Source organism: Aliamphritea ceti (assembly GCF_024347215.1).
Lineage (GTDB): Bacteria > Pseudomonadota > Gammaproteobacteria > Pseudomonadales > Balneatricaceae > Amphritea > Amphritea ceti.
The window spans coordinates 4,696,862-4,719,502 of record NZ_AP025282.1; the positions used below are offsets into that span (position 1 = coordinate 4,696,862).

Here is a 22,641-nt window from a genome sequence, read left to right on the forward strand (position 1 = left end):
ACTCAGCTCCCTATAACCTTAAAAGTATCGTCCAGCGCGAGCGTGAACTTGTCCATCAACTCATCTGCCTGAGCCTGCTGCAGAATAAATGGCGGTGCTATTAAGACATGGTGGCCATTACGGCCATCGATAGTACCCGCCATCGGATAGCACATCAGCCCACGTTCAAAAGCCGCCTGCTTCACTTTTATATTTAAAGCCGTTTCTGCTGCAAATGGCTGCTTAGTCTCTCTGTCAGCAACCAGCTCTATGCCCATGAATAAACCGCGACCCCGTATATCACCTATATAAGCATGCTCAGCAAAACGTTCACGCATGCCGCTGAACAGGTAGTCACTCATGACCTTAACATTATCTAACAGCTGTTCTTCTTTAATCACAGACTGTACAGCCAGAGCAGCCGCGCAGGCCGAGGGATGTGCCATGTAAGTGTGGCCATGCTGGAAAAATCCGCTACCTGCAGCAATGGTCTGATAAATATCATCGCTGACCAAAGTCGCACCTATAGGCTGATACCCCGCACCCAAACCCTTTGCAATTGTTAACAAATCAGGAGCAACGCCATCTTCATTACAGGCAAAAACATGACCGGTTCGACCCATCCCACACATCACTTCATCAAAAATCAACAATATGTCGTACTGATCACAAATTTCACGCACCCTCTGCAAATAACCGGGCACAGCGGGCACAGCTCCGGCTGTCGCGCCGACTACCGGCTCAACGACAAATGCCAATACTTTTTCCGGCCCGGTTTCCAGTAATGCCTCTTCCAGTTCACCTGCGACTCGCTGGCCATACTCAAACTCAGTTTCGTTATCCCGTTGGTCCCGATATGTATAGCAGGGGGCAATATGCTGCACCGGTGACAATAATGGATCAAACTGCTGACGACGCCACTGGTTACCACCAACAGCCAGTGCCCCCAGTGTATTACCGTGATAACTCTGTCGCCGGGCAATAAAATACTGCCGTTCAGTTTCACCTTTTTCCGTGAAATATTGCCGGGCCATTTTTAATGCCGCTTCAACTGCTTCTGAACCACCGCTGACAAAGTAGACGTGCTGAAGATTCTCTGGCGCCTCAGCAACCAAAGCATCAGCCAAACGCTCAGCCGGTTCAGAAGTAAAGAAAGCACTGTGGGCAAAAGGAATCGCATCCATTTGCTGCTTCACAGCCGCTATTACTTTCGGATGATCATGACCAAGGCATGACACAGCAGCACCACCACAACCGTCAAGGTAACGCTTACCCTGCTGATCAATAATGTACGCCCCCTCACCGGAAACGGCATAAGGCAGCTCAGAATGGCAGTGACGGTGAAAAATATGACTCATGCTGAATGTCCTGTGCTAGTCACCTCTGAATTGTACAAAGGTGTCAAAAGAGCTTCTGTATTAAAGATGCTATTAAAACTATTGGCCAGTCGGGCGACAAACGCGTTATGCTCTTTCTGCCATGCCAAAAAGGAATACCATGCGTCGTCACCTGCCCCCTCTGAATGCCATTAAAGCTTTTGAAGCTGTTGCCCGTCAGCAGAGCTTTACTGCGGCAGCTGTTGAATTGTGCGTGAGCCAAAGTGCCGTCAGTAAACAAGTTGCCCGCCTGGAAGCACACTTGCAATTGCGGTTGATTGAGCGCCATGCAAAAGGTATTCGTTTAAGCAAAGAGGGAGAAGCTTATCTTCAGGTACTGACTGAAGCGCTGGATGCTATCGATCAGGCAAGTGCCCGACTCAGTAATGCACCGCAGCAGTTGCGTATCGATACTTTGCCATCACTGTCGAGCATCTGGCTAATACCCCGACTCAAAGACTTCCAGAAACGGCACCCGGGAATCCAGGTTGAACTGGTTACCGGAGACGGACCGGTGGACTTCACTGCCTCAGAGGCGGATCTTGCCATTCGTTGTTTTTCCGATGCAGCCGCCGGTAATCATACTCAGCTATTACTCACAGAACGGCTACACCTCGTTGCCTCACCGGCATTACTTGAATCACGGCCAGTCGAGCGGCTCAGCGATCTGAAACAGTTTACCTTGCTGCGCCAAACTACCCGGCCGGATTTATGGCAGCAATTTTTCCAGCACTGGCATGAGAACGATCAGGGATTTACATACGGATTCGCATCACAGCATTTCTTTATGACACTGCAATCGGTTAAAGAAGGGATTGGCATGGCACTGTTACCGGACTTTCTGGTTGCAGAGCAATTAGCCAGCGGTGAGCTCTGCGCTCCGCTAAATCTTAGCCTCGACAGCGGCTATGGTTATTATCTGCAAATACCCACACATAAACGCCAACAGCTTCAGGTGCGTCAATTCAGCCACTGGCTGCAGACACAGCTATCAGCAACAGATTATTAAAAGCCTCATAGCTGTCAGCCGCGTAGCTCCTCTATGCGCTCGGCTAACATTTTATATTCGCCATATGCCTCGCCCACTAACGTTCTTAAACCATTAGAGAACTCGTTAATCTGATCGACATCGCCATTTGGCAGCACAATATCCCAAGCTGCCTGCAGGGTTTTATCCATCCGAAATAATGGCTGACACTCAGCACTCTGCCAAATTTGCTGCAGTTGAAAACTGCGCTGCGCAACCAACAGACAAGCTCTAACTGCCGGACGCTGCTGAAGAATAAAAATAGCTGCTGAACGGGCTTCCGCCGTTGGCAAAGCCACAGCAGGGAAACTCATAAACACACACAAAAATAATGGAAAAAGAGGTTTCATTAACACTCCGGGTTCACCAGAAAAATATCCAAAAAAGTAGAATTACTCTGTTAACGACCATTAGCACAGCAAGTTTAGCTAAAATAGCTTAGCCACGTATCAAAAAAACTGGCCATTTGGTCAGGAAGCGTTTGCAATTAACCCTGTGGCACAGGTAGAGTTAGCCACTGCGTCAGAGGCGATAGATGCTTCTGCAACAGAATAATAAATGGAGATCATTTCGATGAATCAATTTCGCAAAACTGTGCTCGGTCTAAGCACTGCGATTTGTATTATGGGCATGAGCGCAGCTGCTCAGGCTGAAACTCTGAAAATCGCTCTGGCGGGTCCGGCTACTGGTCCTGTAGCTCAGTACGGCGATATGCAGAAAATCGGCGTAATGGCAGCTATCGACGATATCAACAAAGCTGGCGGCATCAATGGCATGCAGCTGGAAGGTGTTATCTACGACGACGCTTGTGATCCAAAACAGGCTGTAGCTGTTGCTAACAAAATCGTCAACGACGGTATCAGCCACGTAGTTGGTCACCTGTGTTCTTCTTCTACTGAACCTGCTTCAGACATTTACGAAGAAGAAGGCGTGCTGATGATCACTGCAGCATCTACTTCTCCGTCTATTACTGAGAAAGGCCAGCAGATGGTATTCCGTACTATCGGTCTGGATAGCCTGCAGGGCAGCCTGGCAGCAGAGCACATCAAATCTGTTAAGCCTAAGCGTCTGGCAGTTATTCACGATAAGCAGCAGTACGGTGAAGGTCTGGCGACAACTGTTCGCGATTCCCTGAAAGATGCTGGTATCGATGCCGTTATGTTTGAAGGTGTTACTTCAGGCGACAAAGACTTCTCTGCGCTGATTGCGAAGCTGAAGAAAGAAGGCGTTGATTTCGTTTACTACGGTGGTTACCACCCAGAGCTGGGTCTGATTCTGCGTCAGTCAGCTGAAAAAGGTTTCGATGCTCAGTTCATGGGGCCTGAAGGTGTTGTGAATGCTGACCTGGCGAAAATCGCTGGTGATGCAATGGAAGGTGTACTGGCGACTGCTCCTAAGAGCTTCGATCAGAACGCTGTTAACCAGGCGCGTGTAGAAGCGATCAAGGCTAAGGGTGAAGACCCAACTGGTCCTTTCGTATTCACCGCTTACGCTGCTGTTGAAGTTATGACTAACGCCATGACTCAGACTAAAAGCACCGACACTGAAAAGCTGGCTGAATTTATCCGTAGCAACGGTGTATCTACAGCAATCGGTGATGTGAAGTACAACCAGCAGGGCGACCTGACTGAGTCTACTTTCCTGGTTTACCGTCTGCATAAAGATGGTTCTAAGACCGCTGCACAGTAAGTTTTAACTACAACCGATCAGGTCGTACAGACATAATCTGTCCGGCTTAGATCCCGAGACCCTTGCACCGTGATCCGGTGCCGGGGTTTCGTTATATCTGGTCCCTGCAAATGTCAGAATTTTCTCTCTATCTATTGCAACAGCTCATTAACGGGCTAACCATCGGGTCCACCTATGCCCTGATTGCTATCGGCTATACAATGGTTTATGGCATCATCGGCATGATTAACTTTGCCCACGGCGAGATCTATATGATCGGCTCCTATGTGACATTTATTGTCATTGCGGGTCTGCTGGGCATGGGAATGGTGAGCCTGCCAATCGTTCTTGTCATCGCGCTTGTTATTGCGGTGTTTATTGCCAGTACTTACGGCTGGACAGTAGAACGGGTTGCCTATCGGCCACTGCGTGGCTCAAACCGCCTGATCCCACTTATTTCCGCTATCGGTATGTCTATCTTCCTGCAGAACTTCGTCGTTCTGGCACAAGGTTCACGTGACGTAGCGCTGCCGCCACAAATTACCGGAGGCTGGACCTTCGGCGATGTCAGCAGTTTTGAAGTGTCTATTTCTTACATGCAGATGATGATCTGGGCAGCCACACTGGTCACTATGACAGTACTGACGCTGTTCATTTCCCGCTCTCGCATGGGCCGGGCCTGTCGGGCCTGTTCCGAAGATCTGGGTATGACCAACTTACTGGGTATTGATACCAACAAGATCATCGCACTGACATTCATCATCGGTGCTGCTCTGGCAGCCGTTGCCGGCCTGTTATTGGGCCTGTATTACGGCGTTATCAATCCGTTCATTGGTTTCATTGCCGGCCTTAAAGCATTCACCGCTGCCGTACTAGGCGGTATTGGCTCGATTCCGGGCGCAGTACTGGGTGGTCTGCTCTTAGGTGTTACCGAAGCAATGACAGCAGCTTTCTTCCCTGCTGAATATAAGGATGTAGTGGCATTTGGCCTGCTGATCCTGATCTTATTAATACGTCCTAGTGGCCTCCTGGGTAAGCCGGAGGTTGAGAAAGTATGACCCATAGTAAATTTTATAGCGCTATATTTGCGGCGGGAATCACCTTCGTTCTGGCCTGTGTAATGATAGGTATTAAGCTGGATACCGATGGTACTCAGCTGGCGATTAAAGGGGCGACTGCCGCACAGTGGGGCTGGATAATTGCCGGTATTACAGCGGTCTTTCTGTCACAGATTTTCTCCGCACAAATTGATGCGACCTTCACAAAATTGCCGATACCTAAAGCCAGTAACCTGATTCCTGAAGCGGCAAAATCAGATGCAATGAAGCCATGGCTAATGGCTGGCCTGATCGTTATTCTGCTGGTCTGGCCTTTCATGGTTTCCCGTGGATCTGTTGACCTGGCAACACTGACACTGATCTACATTATGTTAGGTCTGGGTTTGAATATCGTAGTCGGACTTGCCGGTCTGCTCGACTTAGGCTTCGTAGCCTTCTATGCAGTTGGTGCTTACACCTACGCTTTGCTGTCGCTGTATTTCGGTTTCTCCTTCTGGATCTGTTTACCGTTATCTGCTGCACTGGCGGCTTTATTCGGCTTTGTCCTCGGCTTCCCGGTACTGCGTTTACGCGGTGATTATCTGGCAATTGTTACCTTAGGCTTCGGTGAAATCATCCGTATCCTGCTGAACAACTGGACCAATGTAACAGGTGGACCCAGCGGTATTTCCGGTATTGCTAAGCCAACTCTGTTTGGTCTGGAATTCACCCGTAAAGCAAAAACTGAAGGCGCTGAAACCTTCCATTCATTCTTTGATATCAGCTACTCCAGTTCTTATAAAGTAATCTTCCTTTATCTGATTGCGGTACTGTTGGTAATCTTTTTGATTTACCTGATCAACCGTTTGATCCGGATGCCAATCGGTCGCGCCTGGGAAGCACTACGTGAAGACGAAATTGCCTGTCGCTCTCTTGGTCTGAACCGTACATCTATCAAGCTTTCTGCTTTCACTATCGGTGCTTCTACCGCAGGTTTTGCAGGTTGTTTCTTCGCAGCTCGTCAGGGCTTTATCAGCCCGGAATCCTTTATTTTCATCGAATCCGCAATCATTCTGGCGATTGTAGTTCTGGGTGGTATGGGGTCGCAGGTTGGTGTCATTCTGGCAGCAATCATTATGACTATCCTGCCTGAACTTGCCCGTGAATTCTCTGAATACCGGATGCTGTTATTCGGCCTGTTAATGGTTGTCATGATGCGCTGGCGTCCTGAAGGCATACTACCGATGAAACGACCGCAGCTGGAGTTGAAGAAGCGATGAGTCAGTTACTATTAGATGTAAAAGATCTGACTATGCGGTTTGGCGGCCTAGTGGCCGTCAACGGTGTCAGCTTAGAAGTTAAAGACAAAGAAATCGTTTCTGTTATCGGTCCTAACGGTGCAGGTAAAACGACTGTATTTAACTGTTTGTCCGGATTTTATATCCCAACCGAAGGCAGCGTTAAGCTTCGTGGCGAGCAGATTGCTGGTCTGAAAGACTTCCAGATCTCACGTAAAGGTCTGGTACGTACTTTCCAGCACGTACGTCTGTTCTCTAAAATGACAGTGATTGAGAACATGCTGGTTGCTCAGCACCGTCACCTCAACACAAACTTGCTGGCCGGTTTATTCAAAACGCCTGGGTACCGCCGTAAAGAAACCGAAGCAATGGACCGTGCCGCTCAGTGGCTGGAAGAAGTTGGTTTGCTAGAGTTCGCTAACCGCGAAGCTGGTAACCTGTCTTACGGACAGCAGCGTCGTCTGGAAATCGCTCGTTGCATGGTTACTCAACCTGAATTGCTTATGCTGGATGAGCCTGCTGCAGGTCTGAACCCGAACGAGACTAAAGAGCTGGACGAGCTGATCATCAAATTGCGTGATGTTCATGAAATCTCGATTCTCCTTATTGAGCACGATATGGGACTGGTTATGGGCATCTCTGATCGCATTTACGTGATCGCACAGGGAACACCATTAGCCAATGGCCTGCCGGATGAAATCAAGAATAATCCGGACGTTATCAAAGCCTATCTAGGGGAGGAGTAAGCGGATGTTAGAAATTAATAACGTTAACACCCACTATGGTCAGATTCAGGCGCTGCATGACGTATCTATTGATATTCAGAAAGGCGAAATCGTTACGCTGATCGGCGCTAACGGTGCAGGTAAAACCACTCTGATGATGACTATCTGTGGTGACCCACAGGCATCGTCAGGCCAGGTGCTTTTCGACGGTGAAGAGCTGAGCTCTCTTAATACACCGGAAATCATGCGCAAAGGTCTGGCTATCGTGCCGGAAGGACGCCGTGTTTTCAGTGGTATGACCGTTGAAGAAAACCTATTCATGGGCAGCTACTTCCGCAGCAAGGAAGATGCAGAAAAAACCGTGCAGCACGTGCTGGAACTGTTCCCTCGCCTTGAAGAACGTTACAAGCAGCGCGCCGGCACGATGTCTGGTGGTGAACAGCAAATGCTGGCCATCGGTCGCGCCATGATGAGTAAGCCTCGCTTGCTGCTGCTGGATGAACCTTCACTGGGTCTGGCACCCATCATTATTCAGCAGATTTTCGACATCATCCAACGTTTACGTGATGAAGGTGTAACCATCTTCCTGGTAGAGCAGAATGCAAACCAGGCATTACGTATTGCAGACCGCGGATATGTTTTAGAAAACGGCCGCATCGTCAAGAGCGATACTGGTGAAAACTTACTGACAGATGCTTCCGTACGGGAAGCTTATCTGGGCGGTTAACACTGATTTTAAAGATAAAAAACCAACCTTCCGGTTGGTTTTTTTATGCCCAAAACACACTTCTCAGTTGTAAATCAGTCGCAAGAAAACCTCATAATGGTTAGATGGTTTTGTTTGAAAGCCCATAATTAATCTACACTTTGCTTGAGCTTAACGGGCAATTAATGCACAATCGCCACCTATAGATAATTTGTCGCATTTTAACGACAAAAAATGATCGGCTGAACCTCATTGGTATCAACCGGCTGGATAGAAGTAACCAAGAGGAAATACAGATGGCACAGCTTTGTCTTGAATGCAGATCCCTGCTGACAACACAATCAATTCGCCTGCATGACAGCCTCCAGGAAGTGAAGCACGTACATAACAATACTTTGTACGCCTGCAACTGCTGCCATGCGCAAATTGCGCTAACCAGCGTCCCACACCAATGGGTACTGATGAACGCGAAAAGCAGCCAGAAAAAGGTCGCTTAATAAACAGCTGATTACTGTGGCGAAATATACAAAAAAGGCGCTCAATGAGCGCCTTTTTGCTATCTGCTTGCTTTAAAAAGGGCTTATTAAGCCCCTTTCTTCGGTGGTATCTATTCTGCAGAGTCTTCTTCACTACCATTTGTCGAAGCCGCTACTTCCAGCGAATCCACCCGCTGGTAGCCGCGCGGTAACTTATTACCACGACGACCACGCTCACCACGATAATGTTCCAGATCAGCTGGCTTCATCTTCAGATGCTGGCGACCGGCATGCACCATCAGTGTATCGTCCGCCGACACAGTCACCATTGCCACCAGTAACTCTTCTCTTGATGCAGCACGTGCAGATGGAATATTAATGATCTTATTGCCTTTACCACGCCCCAGCTCAGGCAACTCAGCAACCGGGAATACCAGCATCCGGCCTTCATTAGTCACAGCCACCAGTAAGTCTGCCGCCTTATCGGCAATGGCTAACGGCTCCATACCTTTAGCATTCTTTGGCAGAGTCAGTACAGCCTTACCTGTTCGGGTTTTACTGGTCAGATCGGCGATCTTAGTAACAAAACCATAACCGGCATCAGATGCCAGCAGCACAGCGTCCTGATCCTTACCTGCAATAGCACCATCAATGGTAGCATCTTTTGGTAAGGTCAATTTACCGGTTACCGGCTCCCCCTGCCCCCGAGCAGATGGCAAGGTATGGGACTCCAGCGCGTAAGCTCGTCCAGTAGTATCCAGTAGAATCAGTGGCTGGTTCATACGGCCTTTACAGGCCAGCTTGAAACCGTCACCGGACTTATAGTTCAGACCATTAGGGTCAATGTCATGGCCTTTCGCTGCACGAATCCAGCCCTGTTTAGACAAGACAACCGTGATCGGATCAGCACTCAGTAAAGCCTTTTCATCCAATGCTTTAGCTTCTCCACGGGTAACAATCGGTGAACGGCGATCGTCACCGAAGTCTTTTGCATCGGCCTTCAATTCATCTTTAATCAGCTTACGCATCAGCTTGTCGGAGCCAAGTATTTCCTCCAGATACTTACGCTCAGTTTCCAGTTCATCCTGCTCGGCACGGATCTTAATCTCTTCCAGCTTTGCCAACTGGCGTAAACGGATTTCCAGAATTGCTTCAGCCTGGGTCTCAGTGATGCCGAAACGCTCCATCATCACTAGCTTAGGCTTGTCTTCTGTCCGAATAATTTCGATCACTTCATCAATATGCAGATAAGCAACCATCAGGCCTTCAAGGATATGCAGACGTGCCAGTACTTTATCCAGACGGTGTTGCAAACGGCGACGTACTGTCTCAGTACGGTAGGTCAGCCATTCAGTCAGAATCTGACGCAGATTCTTTACCTGTGGCCGGCCATCAATGCCAATCATATTCATGTTTACGCGATAGGTACGTTCCAGATCAGTACTGGCAAACAGGTGCGCCATCAGCTGTTCGATATCCACACGATTCGAGCGTGGCACGATGACCAGACGGGTAGGATTTTCGTGATCAGATTCATCCCGCAGATCAGATACCATCGGCAGTTTTTTCTGCTGCATCTGCTGTGCTATCTGCTCCAGGATTTTGGCGCCAGAAACCTGATGAGGCAGCGCCGTAATGACAACGTCACCTTGCTCCTGGGTATAAATTGCCCGCATCCGCAGGCTACCTTTGCCAGTTTCATACATCTTGCGCAATTCATGCAGCGGCGTAATTAATTCCGCGTCTGTCGGCATATCCGGGCCAGGCATGATTTCACATAATTCTTCGATACTGCTGCTTGGTTTATTCAGCAGCTGGATACAGGCTTTAGTCACTTCACGCAGGTTATGTGGCGGAATATCGGTCGCCATACCAACAGCAATACCCGTCGTGCCATTCAGCAGTATATTAGGTAAGCGCGCCGGTAAGGTAAGCGGCTCCTGTAAACTACCGTCGAAGTTAGGGCCCCATTCTACAGTCCCCTGACCAACCTCTTTCAGCAATACATCCGCATAACGTGCCAGCTTAGCCTCGGTATATCGCATTGCAGCGAATGATTTTGGATCATCCGGTGACCCCCAGTTGCCCTGCCCGTCCACCAGCGGATAACGGTAAGAGAATGGTTGCGCCATCAGCACCATTGCTTCATAACAGGCACTGTCACCATGTGGATGAAATTTACCCAGTACGTCACCGACAGTACGTGCTGATTTTTTATGCTTTGCGGTCGATTTCAGACCCAGCTCAGACATCGCATATACAATTCGACGCTGCACCGGCTTCAGACCGTCACCAATGTTAGGTAATGCCCGGTCAAGAATTACGTACATGGAGTAATCCAGATACGCTTTCTCGGTATATTCTTTCAATGACAGACGTTCAACGCCTTCATCAATATGTACGGTTCCACTCATATTCTTTTCCTAAGCCAGTTATCTGGCATAACTGATCTCAGACTTCCGCCAGATTACCCTTAGTTTCCAGCCATTCTTTGCGATCGGATGAACGCTTCTTGGCCAACAACATATCCATGGTTTCATTGGTATCGTCGCCCGGTTCTATCGTCAGCTGTACCAAACGGCGGGTATCCCGCGACATAGTTGTTTCACGCAACTGAAGTGGATTCATCTCACCCAGGCCCTTGAAGCGCTGCACACCAATTTTGGCATTTTTACGTTCAGCTTTAATGTGGGCAATGATGCTCTCTTTTTCAGAGTCATCCAGCGCGTAGTGGATATCCTTGGCAACGTCAATTCGGTATAGCGGCGGCATCGCGACAAATACGTGCCCGGCACTGACTAACGGCCTGAAGTGACGTACAAATAATGCGCATAGCAACGTTGCAATGTGCAAACCATCGGAGTCCGCATCGGCAAGAATACAAACCTTACCGTAACGCAAACCGTCCAGCTCATCGGAACCGGGCTCAACACCGATCGCCACCGAAATATCATGTACTTCCTGAGACCCAAGAATCTCACCTGAATCAACTTCCCAGGTATTAAGAATCTTGCCTCGCAGCGGCATGACCGCCTGATATTCACGGTCTCGTGCCTGTTTAGCAGAGCCACCAGCGGAGTCACCCTCCACCAGGAACAGCTCTCCTCGCATAGCTTCACTGCCAGAGCAGTCCGCCAGTTTCCCGGGTAACGCAGGCCCCTGAGTGACTTTTTTACGGATTACTTTTTTATTAGCCCGTAATCGCTTCTGCGCATTACTGATAACCAGCTCTGCCAGCAACTCACCGTCTTCAACATTACTGTTCAGCCACAGACTAAACGCATCTTTTGCAGCCGCTGACACAAACGCTGCTATCTGACGCGACGATAAACGCTCTTTGGTTTGTCCGGAGAATTGTGGATCCTGCATTTTCACCGAGAGGATATAACAGCAGCGCTCCCAGATATCTTCAGCAGAAATTTTTACACCGCGGGGCAACAGACTACGGATTTCACAGAACTCACGCATCGCTTCGAGCAAGCCGGTACGCAGACCATTTACATGGGTGCCTCCCTGCGCGGTAGGAATCAGGTTGACGTAACTTTCGCCGGTCAGATCACCGCCTTCTGGCAGCCACTGCAGTGCCACATCAACCGCATCAATGTCGCCCTGAAAAGATACTGTAAACGGCTCAAGCGGCAAAGTTTCAAATACCTGAGTTGTGCCTTTCAGATAGTCCACCAAACCATCTTCGTAATACCACTCTTCTTTCTCTTTCTTAACACCGGACTCATCAGTAAAAACAACCCGCAAGCCTGAGCACAGCACAGCCTTGGCACGCAGCATATGCTTAAGTTTAGTGAGGTTAAACTTTGGTGAATCGAAATAACTGGCGTCCGGAAAGAAGCGTACAGTGGTGCCGGTGTTGCGCTTACCGCAAGTATCGATCACTTCCAGATCAGAGACTTTTTCGCCATCAGCGAAACTCATCCGGTAAACCTGGCCGTCACGCTTAATGGTCACTTCCAACAACTTAGAAAGTGCGTTTACTACAGAGACACCTACGCCGTGCAAACCACCGGAGTAGTTGTAATTATCGTTGGAGAACTTACCACCGGCATGTAACCGGGTCAGAATCAGCTCAACACCGCTAACCCCTTCTTCCGGGTGAATATCAACCGGCATACCCCGGCCGTTATCGCTCACACTGATAGCACCGTCTTTATGCAGCACTACGTCCATCTGATTAGCATGGCCAGCCAGTGCTTCATCGACACTGTTATCTATGACTTCCTGCGCCAAGTGGTTTGGCCGGTCCGTTTCGGTATACATTCCCGGCCGACGCCGCACCGGGTCCAGGCCACTGAGGACCTCTATCGCTTCCGCATTATAATTGGTCATTCTTCTCTTTTGTCCTTCTTGTGCCGGTGCTGCTGTTCTGACTACCGGTATACATCAGGCATTGCATCTGCTGATGTGCTGTCTTACATAACAAACTGTTTTACGAATCCACAGAGGGTAACCCGGGGATATCCGGCAGCTCAACCCGGCCTTCGGAAAACGCCACAATTGCCGGTATAACTGCTTCAAACTGCTGAAAACCATGATCCCCACCCAGCTGAACCAACATGGGAGAGTCACTTAACTTATCCACAGCCTGACGGTAATCCAGAGTCTCATCGTCAGTCTGGGTAAGCAATAAATACTGTTGTGGCTGTGCAGTACTGGCAACATCAAGCGCCAACATCTGCTGTAAATGCAATTCCGTCAGTGTATAAGCTTCGCCGGTATACAGGTTACACTGCAGCCCCAACATTTCAGCCAACAATTCATAAGGCCTAACCGCCGGATTCACCAGCACAGCTCGAAGCTGATATTGCTCCCCAAGCCAGAGACTGTAATAGCCGCCAAGTGAACTGCCGATTAAGGTGATCTCCCGATCCTTATACTGCTTAATCAGCGCCTCTACCTGAGCAATAGCTTCCGCTGGCCAGTGGCTAAGTTCTGGCACTATCACATCTTCGGCACGGCCTATAGCCATCATTGCCGATTGGAACTGGCGCGCTTTAATTGAGTCCGGGGAACTGTTGAAACCGTGTAAGTATATGAATAATGGCATTGCCATTGATTGATCCTTATTACCTGTCGTGATCAGCCCTGCTTACACTGATACTTTCTGTGTGCTCAATGAGAATACCTTGTTGCGTGGTGGCAATGAAGCGGTTCCAGTAAATTAATCCTCATTCTGTCAACGGGCTTTGCAACTGCAGTCTTTTCCAGCCGCATATGCAATAATTCCTGCTTATGGATATCAAGAACCTCAAGCTATTTCTCAGCCTCAGCGACAGCCTGCATTTCGGGCGCGCCAGTGAAGCCTGTCACATCAGCCCATCCGCGCTGAGCCGCAGTATCAAACAACTGGAAGACAGCCTTGGCGTCACCCTCTTTGAACGGGATAACCGTACGGTTTCACTGACTCACGAAGGCAAAGTTTTTCAGGAATACGCCCGCGAAGCCCTTATACAGTGGGACGTAGTAAGAAATAATCTATTAGCAGAAGCACAGGAACTGCACGGTGAGATCAGTGTATTTTGCTCAGTAACCGCGAGCTACAGCTTTCTATACGATATTCTCAGCGACTTCCGCCAGCAGCATCCTAAAATTGCCATTAAGCTGCATACCGGTGATGCTGAAAGCGCCATCGCCCGTATCATCTCCGGCAGCGAAGATATCACCATTGCCGCTAAACCCGACAGCCTGGCAGCTCCGCTGGCCTTTAAACCTATTGCCGCCTCACCACTGGTGTTTATTGCACCGCTGCAGGATGCGACTCTGGACCCATTGTTAGCGTCCGGGCCCGTACAATGGCAAGAGATACCGATGATATTATCTGAGGAAGGGGTTGCACGTAAGCGTGCAGACCAGTGGTTCAAAGACAACCGGATCACACCGCTTATTTATGCACAGGTTGCAGGTAATGAAGCCATAGTAAGCATGGTTAGCCTGGGTTTTGGAGTCGGCGTTGTACCCAAAATAGTACTGGATAACAGCCCTCTGGCAGACCGGGTACGAATATTAAAAAACGCCCCGGATCTAAAAGCTTATGAAGTAGGCCTGTTTGCACTCAGGAAGAAATTGCAAAGCCCAATCATTAACGCCTTCTGGTCGCAGTTATAGCAACCGGAATAACTTACTCGGCGAACAAGGCTTCAACTTCTGGCAGCACAGCAGGACGACCACGTTCATTCAATGCAGCACCAATCACCAGCGCATCCAGACACAACTTTTCATCAGACAAACGAATAACCCGCTGACGGAAGCCAAACTTCACCTTACTGATTCGCTCTACACTTACTTCTATAACGAACTCATCACCGCTGGTCAGCGAAGCTTTGTAGTCCATCTCTGAACGAACCACAACCAGATTTACGCCCTGCTGAGCCAATGCAGCAAAATCGACACCTTTAGACAGTAAATACTCATGACGGGCGTGTTCTAAATAGTTGAAATACACACCGTTATTGACGATACCTTGCATATCCAGCTCATAATCACGGACTTTGAACTCAAGACGATATGGCATAACTCAGACGCTCCGACAGCATAAAAAAATGCATCTTAGCAGCTGTCGGCCTGACCTTCGAGCAACAGCCCTTTTAATGCAGCAGGTGCTGCAAACGAAGAGCCTTTAAGGGTCTTCCAGTAATGCTTCGGATACTCCTCATCATATCCATTTCTGGCGCTAAAATCAGACAGCGGAATATCCAGACATCCATCACCATCCAGGTCATAACCAAGAGGCTCTCCGGTAGCTTTATCCATACGGGTCAGCTGATAAGCCGCCCGGGTACGCATATCAACAAAAGGATTATCCGCAATAAAGTGCTGTAGTTCTGGCTCAATCGATCCGACTGTCATCACACCTTCCGCAAACGAAAAAGTATTTACCATGCCACGGCCACCATTTCCTGAGATCGTAAACACAGCGACACCGTCAGCAGCCAGCGCTTCCAGTGTCAGGATAATCTGATAGGTATAATGCCATTCCGGATATAGCTCGCCCCATTGGCGCACAGTATCTTTATAGTGACGCACCCGACCCAGGCTCAGCGGCACATCAAAAGCACTGACTAACGTTGAGGACTCCCAGGAAAGCACCAGGGCATCTATCGGCATCGACTTCTGCCGAACCTGAATCTCACGCAGACTTAACAGAATTTCCTGCATTGGATGCTGCTGGCCAGACAGCGGATACTGCAAAAAAATAAACCGCGGATCAGCTGCAATTAACCGCACCACATCGCCATGGTAATAAGGCTCGTTATAATCATCGTCATCCAGATCAAACATGCCGTACAACAGAATATGCTCATCACGTTCTTCTGAAGTTACAAAACCATTCACCGGTGGGTAAAACCGGTCAACAATCGCAACCCGAAAAACTTTATTAGCTCCGACAGTCATACTTGGCAGCCCAGCACCAAACAATGCAACAATGACTACCCAGACAGAAAAGCACCTGACCATAAATGACTCCACACTGGAATTTCCCCTGTGTATCAAAACGATACAAACAACACCCGGTTTGACTTCAGTATAGACAAGAGACAAAAAAGGCCGCCCAGAGGCAGCCTTTAAAAATCAGACAGGGCCGGCAACAACCAGCCCATAATGGAAAATCAGTGGGTCGAATAGCTGGGAGCCACTTCAGCAGGCGCTAACTCTTCAATTAGCTTAAGTAACTGCGCCACACCGTACTGCACTTCACCGTTGTTATCGATACGGCGGACATCATCCGGCAAGGTATCAACAATCTCATCATGCCGCTGTAAACGGGCTTCGATTTCATCTTCCGCCTCACGGCCACGCTTAGTCAGACGCTCGCGTAAAACAGCTGCATCCACATCCACCAGCACAGGTATCAGATTCGGGTAAGAGTGCATTGCAAAAGGCAGATATTCACGGGAACCGTTCATAACCACATTGATACCGTTTGCCAGCCAGTTTTCAACTTCAGAGCCGACTGCATAACTGTAACCATGTGAGTACCATTGCATCGCAAACATTCCCATATTCACCCGCATCTCGAATTCATCTTCCGATAAATGAATATGATTTTCACCACCGATATTAACCGCCCGGGTAATATAACGGTGGGCAACAAAACAGCCGTGCTGTGGTTTCAGCCGCTGACGACATCCGTCCAGCAAGCTGTCTTTGCCACTGCCCGAAGCCCCCACCAGATAAAGAAGTTTGCCACGCATGTAGTGTTCTCTGTTCATTAACGAAGACCACAAGAGTAATACGCCTATAGCAGAAAAACCAGACCATAAAAGCCGCAAATTGAGTAACTTAAGGCGCTATCTGAAGAGAGGTTTCGCACAATTTCCGAAATAGGGGTTTCGGAAATTGTGCGTGATACAGTTTTACAACTGCAGGCTGAAACAACCTGAACTAACTCTGCACTGCTCCGGATCAGACAAACATTTCCTCATCCAGCCATGCATCATGAGACTTTGGCCAACGGGAATTGTGATCTACTTGCCAACGGATCGGATTAGTAGCGGTAACACTACCATTCTGGTCATACTGGCAACCGGTCAGATTCAGGGGTTGCAGAGTACTGCTGTTCACTGTCACAGCCAGCGCCAGCAGCACAATTGCCGCCAACATACTGACCAGCAGCGAGGCTGGTTGAAGTTTAATGTCTGGGAACATAGACACCTCCTATATGGAACGTCAGGAGGTGATCAGCAATGGCCGACTACCCGTCAGACGTTCATCATTCCCGATTCACATAGCCACACTGTAACTGAATTACCGGTTAATCCGGTGCTTACACAAACCACTGCTAAACAGCAGTCTGTATCAGCTTCAGTTACCGTAGAGAAACGGAAGCGGATTTTAAGTATAGTCCCCGGACAAAAAAAATGCCGCTCAATGAGCGGCATTTTTCATGTATCACAACCAATGGCTTACAGGCTAAGTACCTTCTCACCGCGTGACAGACCAGATACACCGGTACGGACAACTTCCATAATGCCGGCAGAGCCGATGGCATCAATGAAAGCATCCAGTTTGTCACTGGCACCAGCCAGCTGAACGGTATAAGTCGTTGCCGTTACGTCGATGATCTGACCGCGGAAAATATCCGAAGTACGCTTAATCTCATCACGCATCTGACCCGTAGCTTTCAGTTTGATCATCATCAGCTCACGCTCAATGTGATCGCCTTCAGTCAGGTCTACAACTTTTACCACATCAATCAGCTTGTTCAGCTGCTTAGTGATCTGTTCAATTACGCGGTCGCTGCCCAGAGTCGTTACTGTCAGACGTGACAGAGTTGAGTCTTCAGTTGGCGCAACTGTCAGGGATTCAATGTTGAAGTTACGTTGTGAAAACAAACCTACAACCCGTGACAAAGCACCTGGTTCGTTCTCCATCAACACAGAAATGATATGTCTCATGGTTAGGTTCTCTCCGTCTTGGTCAGCCACATATCACGCATAGAGCCGCGAGGCACCTGCATTGGATATACGTGTTCGAATGGATCTACTGCAATATCCATAAACACCATGCGATCTTTCAGCGAGAACGCTTCCTGCATGGCCGCTTCCAAGTCTTCGTACTTATCAACCTTCATGCCCACGTGACCGTAAGCTTCAACCAGTTTGACAAAGTCTGGCAGTGACTGCATGTATGACTGAGAATGACGTGATTCATAGTTCATATCCTGCCACTGACGAACCATACCCAGAGACTGGTTATTCAGGCAGATAACCTTAACCGGAATATCGTACTGGCTAATGGTAGACAGTTCCTGAATGTTCATCTGAATACTGCCTTCACCGGTTACACAGGCAACGTCGGCTTCAGGGAAGTTCAGTTTCACACCCATAGCTGCTGGCAAACCAAAGCCCATAGTGCCCAGACCACCAGAGTTAATCCAGCGGTTAGGCTTATTGAACTTGTAGTACTGTGCAGCAAACATCTGGTGCTGACCTACGTCAGAACAAACGTATGCATCGCCGTTAGTTACCTTGCTCAGCATCTCGATAACCTGCTGCGGCTTCATCAGCTCGCTGTCATCGGTACGGAAACGGCCACCATGACGGGTACGCCATTCTTCGATCTGCTGCCACCAGGACTCCAGCGCTTCTTTATCAATCTGCTTCTTGCTGGATTTAACAATGCTAACCATTTCAGACAATACAGACTTAGCCGGTCCAACAATTGGCACGTCCGCTTTAATTGTCTTAGAAATCGCCGCCGGATCGATATCAACGTGGATAATCTTCGCCGTCGGACAGAACTTGTCCAATGCGTTGGTTACACGGTCATCGAAACGCGCGCCTACAGCCAGAATCAAGTCTGCATGGTGCATAACCATGTTAGCTTCGTAGCTACCATGCATACCCAACATACCGACGAACTGACGATCAGTACCAGGATAACCACCTAGACCCATCAGCGTATTGGTAACAGGTACATTCAGTAACTGAGCCAGTTCGATCAATTCATTGCTGGCATCGCCCATGACGATACCGCCACCGCTATAGATAACCGGACGCTTAGCACCCAGTACCATATCCATGGCTTTCTTAATCTGACCGGTATGGCCGCGGGAAACCGGGTTATAAGAACGCAGTTTCACTGACGCCGGATACTCGTACGGGTAACGTTCAGTCGGCGTCGTCATATCCTTAGGGATATCGACAACAACAGGACCCGGACGGCCGCTTTCCGCAATATGGAAAGCCTTTTTAATGATGCTTGGAATATCTTCCGGGTTCTGCACGCTAAAGCTGTGCTTAACCACCGGACGGGAAACACCGATCATATCGGTTTCCTGGAAGGCATCTTCACCAATCAGATGGCTCATTACCTGACCGGTAATAACCACCATAGGAATAGAATCCATATACGCAGTAGCAATACCTGTTACTGCATTCGTCGCGCCCGGACCTGAGGTCACCAGCGACACACCGGCTTTACCGGTTGCACGGGCATACGCGTCAGCCATATGCGTGGCTGCTTGCTCGTGGCGTACCAGAATGTGTTTGACATCTTCCTGCTGAAACAGTGCATCATAAATATGCAATAACGCCCCACCCGGATACCCGTAGATGTACTCAACGCCCTCATCTTTAAGGGCGCGAACAACCATTTCTGCGCCTGATAATAATTCCACTTCTTCACCCTCTATTCACATCGCTCCACGGCGATGGATCACTAGTTACGATACTGCAGACGTGCGCAAACCGCCCACCGGCGATTCGACATCATCCAGCAGGCTCTTGCAAAGACTCGGGGTATTGAGACGGGCAGGAGCAATCTTAATTCGGCACCAATCTGAGGATCAAACTCGGGAAAGGTCCTGAATAAATAAGCTGGGTGACGCTTATTTAACCTGGCCTTCGGGGTAACCTACTGAGCCAGAGAGATAAATTTTTGAGGCAGCAATTCTGACATCAAGTCAATGATTATTCAAGCAACTTAGGAATTCTAAACAGCCATAAAACCGGGTGATGCAGAATGCGGATATTGAATGCTATAGTGGCGGCAACAGGGATCAAAAAATGTGGTATCTAAATCCACATTATTACTTACATAAGTACCCGCACAAGAGTCACTATCAGGCGTGAGTATGCCGCCATGGAGATAACTAGATGAGCATTGCCGAAATTAAAAACAAAGAACGCGTTATCGACGAATTACTGCTCGTTCTGCGCAAGATCATGGTAGAACCCGACATTTGCGAAAAAGCGATGACTGCAGCCCGTGACCATATCAACGATGAGCACGCCAACATTAGCATTGCTGAAGCACTGTCTGCCTGCTCAAACGTAAAGATTCCACTGGAGCACAGTGAAGCTGACACCCTGTTTCTGGAAATGCTTAAAGAGCTAATTCGCGACGAACAGGCACTGTACTAAGCACCTCTGTTAACACTCAAATAAGTACCTCTGAATATACAAAACGGCGATTATCTGTGGATAATCGCCATTTTTTTGCATCCTGAAAACGTTATCAACGGGTTATTCCGGTGCCAGCCACTCTAACCGGTCAACGGCAGCCCCTTCAGCCAGCGTACTCAAAACAGCCGGCATCGCAGCCTGAATATTATCCTCCAGCGGCCAGGGCGGATTCACGACCAACATACCACTGCCATACATACCGCCAGCATCTGCCGGATTTATCTCAATTTCAGAGCAAAGAATATTGCGGATACTGGTACGCTGTAACTTATGCTTCATGCTCTTCCAGCGATTTGCTTCCAGTAACGGATACCAGATCGCATAACTGCCATTTGGCCACAGCTGTTTAGCCTTTTTAATAAATGCGACCACCTGGTCATACTCAGACTTATCTTCATACGCCGGATCAATCAGCACCATACCGCGGTTAGGCTTTGGCGGCAGTATTGACAGCACACCTTCATACCCGTCACGCTGATGCACAGCAACCCTGCCATCCTGCCTGAAATAACGCTTCAGAACCTGCGACTCCTGTGGATGTAACTCCATCAGCATCAATTTGTCTTTTTCCCGGGCAAAATGCTGCGCCAGTGACGGTGACCCCGGATAGAACTTAAGATCTTTACCTTCGTTCTTTGCAGCTACAGCTTCACAGTACAGCTCCGTCCCCTTCAATCCGGTATTCCACAGCTTACTGATGCCGGACTGAAACTCCTGATTCTTCTGCGCCTGCACATCAGACAAGTCATACATCGCACGCCCGGAATGGGTTTCCAGATACGACAATGGCTTATCCTTACGAGTAAGAGATTGCAGCATCATGCTGAGGATCAGATGCTTATGCACATCGGCAAAGTTTCCGGCATGGTAGCCGTGCAGATAACTGAGCAAGAAATATTCTCCGGAGAATCTAAAACAGAATAACGAGAGTTATGGGAAGTATTGTGCAGTAATCATCTGGCAATCGAAAGTAATTAGCGTTGCCAGAAACGAAAAATGCCCCTTTAAAAGGGGCATTTTCTACGGAAGCTGAATGCTTACTTATTCAGCAAAGCATCAACAGTCGTCAGCGGGTAATGATCCGGCAGTGGCAGACGCGCAACACCCGTATCAATCGCAGCCTGAGCAACGGCTTCAGATACAGCCCCCAGCAAACGCGAATCAGTTGGCTTAGGAATGATGTACTGGTTACCGAATTCCAGAGAATCCAGCTCATATGCATCCAACACTTCCTGAGGCACAGGCTCTTTAGCCAGCTCAGCCAGCGCACGTACTGCAGCAGCTTTCATTTCTTCGTTGATTGCAGTTGCACGAACATCCAGTGCACCACGGAAAATGAATGGGAATCCAAGTACGTTGTTTACCTGGTTAGGGTAATCAGAACGACCAGTCGCCATAATCACATCATCACGGGTAGCGTGAGCCAGTTCTGGCTTAATTTCCGGATCTGGGTTAGCGCAGGCGAAAACAACCGGGTTAGCAGCCATTTTCTTCAGCTGTTCAGCACCCAACAGGTTAGGACCGGACAGACCAACAAATACGTCAGCACCTTCGATCGCATCATCCAGCGTACGCTTGTCAGTTTCAGTGGCAAAAGCCGCTTTTTCAGGTGTCAGGTTATCACGGCCTGAATGGATAACACCGGTACGGTCGATCATGTAGATGTTTTCGACCTTAGCACCCATGTTTACCAGCAGTTTCATACAGGCGTGTGCAGCAGCACCGGCACCCAGACAAACGATAGACGCTTCGTCCAGCTTCTTACCGGCAATTTCCAGCGCGTTAATCATACCTGCAGCAGTTACAATCGCGGTACCGTGCTGATCATCGTGGAATACAGGAATATTGCAACGCTCAATCAGAGCACGTTCAACTTCAAAACACTCAGGTGCTTTGATGTCTTCCAGGTTAATACCACCAAAAGTGTCTGCGATACGAGCAACAGTGTCGATCAGCGCCTGAGGGCTTTCAGAATCAACTTCGATATCAATGGAATCTACGCCAGCAAACTTCTTGAACAGCAGAGATTTACCTTCCATAACCGGCTTAGACGCCAGTGGGCCAAGATCGCCCAGACCAAGAATCGCAGAACCATTGGAGATAACTGCAACCAGATTACCTTTCGCCGTATATTTATACGCATTCTCTGGGTTTTCAGCGATAGCGCGGACAGGCTCAGCCACACCAGGGCTGTAGGCCAGGGCCAGATCACGGGCAGAGGCAGCGGATGTCGTCAGCTCTACACTGATTTTACCCGGACGAGGAAACTCATGATAGTCGAGTGCAGCTTGTTTCATATCTTCAGACATGGTCGCAATTCCAAGAAGTAATTTATTAGTTATAAGTAATCCGGAAATCTGGAAAAATAGCCCATTACTCCGTCTAACAAGGGCGTTCCAGACTCCTTAGGACTTGGCATCATATAGAAAAG

The 22,641-nt window shown here is 48.8% G+C and carries 22 protein-coding genes; 9 read left to right on the plus strand and 13 right to left on the minus strand.

The window, feature by feature from the left end; genetic code table 11:
- Positions 1 to 2: 2 nt before the first annotated feature.
- A complete protein-coding gene (locus OCU49_RS21205) occupies positions 3 to 1,337 on the minus strand; it encodes an aspartate aminotransferase family protein (RefSeq protein ID WP_261842524.1) in 1,335 nt (444 codons plus the stop codon).
- A 139-nt stretch (positions 1,338 to 1,476) separates the two neighbouring features.
- Here OCU49_RS21205 and OCU49_RS21210 point away from each other — a divergent pair, with 139 nt between their 5' ends.
- Positions 1,477 to 2,364: a LysR substrate-binding domain-containing protein gene (locus OCU49_RS21210; protein WP_261842525.1), complete on the plus strand. Its 888-nt coding sequence runs from the start codon at positions 1,477 to 1,479 to the stop codon at positions 2,362 to 2,364.
- A 14-nt stretch (positions 2,365 to 2,378) separates the two neighbouring features.
- Here OCU49_RS21210 and OCU49_RS21215 read toward each other — a convergent pair whose 3' ends face one another.
- Entirely contained in the window at positions 2,379 to 2,732 is a 354-nt protein-coding gene (locus OCU49_RS21215) for a hypothetical protein (protein ID WP_261842526.1), read from the minus strand.
- Positions 2,733 to 2,955: 223 nt separating this feature from the next.
- Between OCU49_RS21215 and OCU49_RS21220 the strand changes: the two genes are divergently transcribed.
- The 6 genes from OCU49_RS21220 to OCU49_RS21245 all read left to right on the plus strand — a co-directional run bounded on the left by OCU49_RS21220 (position 2,956) and on the right by OCU49_RS21245 (position 8,313).
- The gene (locus OCU49_RS21220) at positions 2,956 to 4,071 is read left to right on the plus strand and encodes a high-affinity branched-chain amino acid ABC transporter substrate-binding protein (protein WP_261842527.1); all 1,116 of its coding nucleotides are present in this window, start codon (positions 2,956 to 2,958) and stop codon (positions 4,069 to 4,071) included.
- Between the two features lie 110 nt (positions 4,072 to 4,181).
- Complete coding sequence (livH, locus tag OCU49_RS21225) at positions 4,182 to 5,108, plus strand: high-affinity branched-chain amino acid ABC transporter permease LivH (RefSeq protein WP_261842528.1); 927 nt, start codon at positions 4,182 to 4,184, stop codon at positions 5,106 to 5,108.
- The gene (locus OCU49_RS21230; protein ID WP_261842529.1) at positions 5,105 to 6,367 is read left to right on the plus strand and encodes a high-affinity branched-chain amino acid ABC transporter permease LivM; all 1,263 of its coding nucleotides are present in this window, start codon (positions 5,105 to 5,107) and stop codon (positions 6,365 to 6,367) included. The genes livH and OCU49_RS21230 overlap by 4 nt, the downstream gene beginning before the upstream one ends.
- Positions 6,364 to 7,131 carry a high-affinity branched-chain amino acid ABC transporter ATP-binding protein LivG gene (gene livG / locus OCU49_RS21235; protein WP_261842530.1) on the plus strand — a complete coding sequence of 256 codons (768 nt, stop codon included), beginning with the start codon at positions 6,364 to 6,366 and terminating at the stop codon, positions 7,129 to 7,131. Before OCU49_RS21230 ends, livG begins: the two co-directional genes overlap by 4 nt.
- A 4-nt stretch (positions 7,132 to 7,135) precedes the next feature.
- Entirely contained in the window at positions 7,136 to 7,837 is a 702-nt protein-coding gene (locus tag OCU49_RS21240; protein ID WP_261842531.1) for an ABC transporter ATP-binding protein, read from the plus strand.
- Between the two features lie 275 nt (positions 7,838 to 8,112).
- Positions 8,113 to 8,313, plus strand: coding sequence for a hypothetical protein (locus OCU49_RS21245; RefSeq protein ID WP_261842532.1), 201 nt, complete (start codon positions 8,113 to 8,115; stop codon positions 8,311 to 8,313).
- 110 nt (positions 8,314 to 8,423) lie between these two features.
- Here OCU49_RS21245 and parC read toward each other — a convergent pair whose 3' ends face one another.
- The 3 genes from parC to OCU49_RS21260 form a co-directional block, all read right to left on the minus strand.
- Entirely contained in the window at positions 8,424 to 10,706 is a 2,283-nt protein-coding gene (gene parC / locus OCU49_RS21250) for a DNA topoisomerase IV subunit A (protein WP_261842533.1), read from the minus strand.
- A gap of 37 nt (positions 10,707 to 10,743) precedes the next feature.
- Positions 10,744 to 12,633: a DNA topoisomerase IV subunit B gene (gene parE, locus OCU49_RS21255; protein ID WP_261842534.1), complete on the minus strand. Its 1,890-nt coding sequence runs from the start codon at positions 12,631 to 12,633 to the stop codon at positions 10,744 to 10,746.
- Between the two features lie 100 nt (positions 12,634 to 12,733).
- Entirely contained in the window at positions 12,734 to 13,357 is a 624-nt protein-coding gene (locus tag OCU49_RS21260; protein WP_261842535.1) for a YqiA/YcfP family alpha/beta fold hydrolase, read from the minus strand.
- A 179-nt stretch (positions 13,358 to 13,536) separates the two neighbouring features.
- On the opposite strand from OCU49_RS21260, the gene ilvY reads away from it, so the two are divergent.
- Positions 13,537 to 14,409, plus strand: coding sequence for an HTH-type transcriptional activator IlvY (ilvY, locus tag OCU49_RS21265; protein ID WP_261842536.1), 873 nt, complete (start codon positions 13,537 to 13,539; stop codon positions 14,407 to 14,409).
- 13 nt (positions 14,410 to 14,422) lie between these two features.
- Here the strand turns inward: ilvY and OCU49_RS21270 are convergent, their stop codons facing one another.
- The 6 genes from OCU49_RS21270 to OCU49_RS21295 form a co-directional block, all read right to left on the minus strand.
- Positions 14,423 to 14,815: an acyl-CoA thioesterase gene (locus OCU49_RS21270; RefSeq protein ID WP_261842537.1), complete on the minus strand. Its 393-nt coding sequence runs from the start codon at positions 14,813 to 14,815 to the stop codon at positions 14,423 to 14,425.
- Positions 14,816 to 14,850: 35 nt separating this feature from the next.
- Positions 14,851 to 15,759 carry a hypothetical protein gene (locus OCU49_RS21275; protein ID WP_261842538.1) on the minus strand — a complete coding sequence of 303 codons (909 nt, stop codon included), beginning with the start codon at positions 15,757 to 15,759 and terminating at the stop codon, positions 14,851 to 14,853.
- A gap of 152 nt (positions 15,760 to 15,911) precedes the next feature.
- Complete coding sequence (gene phnN, locus OCU49_RS21280) at positions 15,912 to 16,514, minus strand: phosphonate metabolism protein/1,5-bisphosphokinase (PRPP-forming) PhnN (RefSeq protein WP_261842539.1); 603 nt, start codon at positions 16,512 to 16,514, stop codon at positions 15,912 to 15,914.
- 193 nt (positions 16,515 to 16,707) lie between these two features.
- On the minus strand, positions 16,708 to 16,950 hold the full coding sequence (locus OCU49_RS21285) for a hypothetical protein (RefSeq protein WP_261842540.1): 243 nt from the start codon (positions 16,948 to 16,950) through the stop codon (positions 16,708 to 16,710).
- 257 nt (positions 16,951 to 17,207) lie between these two features.
- The gene (ilvN, locus tag OCU49_RS21290; protein ID WP_261842541.1) at positions 17,208 to 17,699 is read right to left on the minus strand and encodes an acetolactate synthase small subunit; all 492 of its coding nucleotides are present in this window, start codon (positions 17,697 to 17,699) and stop codon (positions 17,208 to 17,210) included.
- A 2-nt stretch (positions 17,700 to 17,701) separates the two neighbouring features.
- Complete coding sequence (locus OCU49_RS21295; protein WP_261842542.1) at positions 17,702 to 19,423, minus strand: acetolactate synthase 3 large subunit; 1,722 nt, start codon at positions 19,421 to 19,423, stop codon at positions 17,702 to 17,704.
- A gap of 478 nt (positions 19,424 to 19,901) precedes the next feature.
- Between OCU49_RS21295 and OCU49_RS21300 the strand changes: the two genes are divergently transcribed.
- On the plus strand, positions 19,902 to 20,168 hold the full coding sequence (locus OCU49_RS21300; RefSeq protein WP_261842543.1) for a hypothetical protein: 267 nt from the start codon (positions 19,902 to 19,904) through the stop codon (positions 20,166 to 20,168).
- A gap of 102 nt (positions 20,169 to 20,270) precedes the next feature.
- On the opposite strand, the gene OCU49_RS21305 is transcribed toward OCU49_RS21300, so the two are convergent.
- Together OCU49_RS21305 and OCU49_RS21310 are read right to left on the minus strand one after the other, a co-directional pair.
- Positions 20,271 to 21,101 (minus strand): 23S rRNA (adenine(2030)-N(6))-methyltransferase RlmJ, encoded by an 831-nt coding sequence (locus OCU49_RS21305; RefSeq protein ID WP_261842544.1) that lies wholly within the window; start codon positions 21,099 to 21,101, stop codon positions 20,271 to 20,273.
- Positions 21,102 to 21,247: 146 nt separating this feature from the next.
- Positions 21,248 to 22,519 (minus strand): malic enzyme-like NAD(P)-binding protein, encoded by a 1,272-nt coding sequence (locus OCU49_RS21310; protein ID WP_261842545.1) that lies wholly within the window; start codon positions 22,517 to 22,519, stop codon positions 21,248 to 21,250.
- Between the last annotated feature and the right edge of the window lie 122 nt (positions 22,520 to 22,641).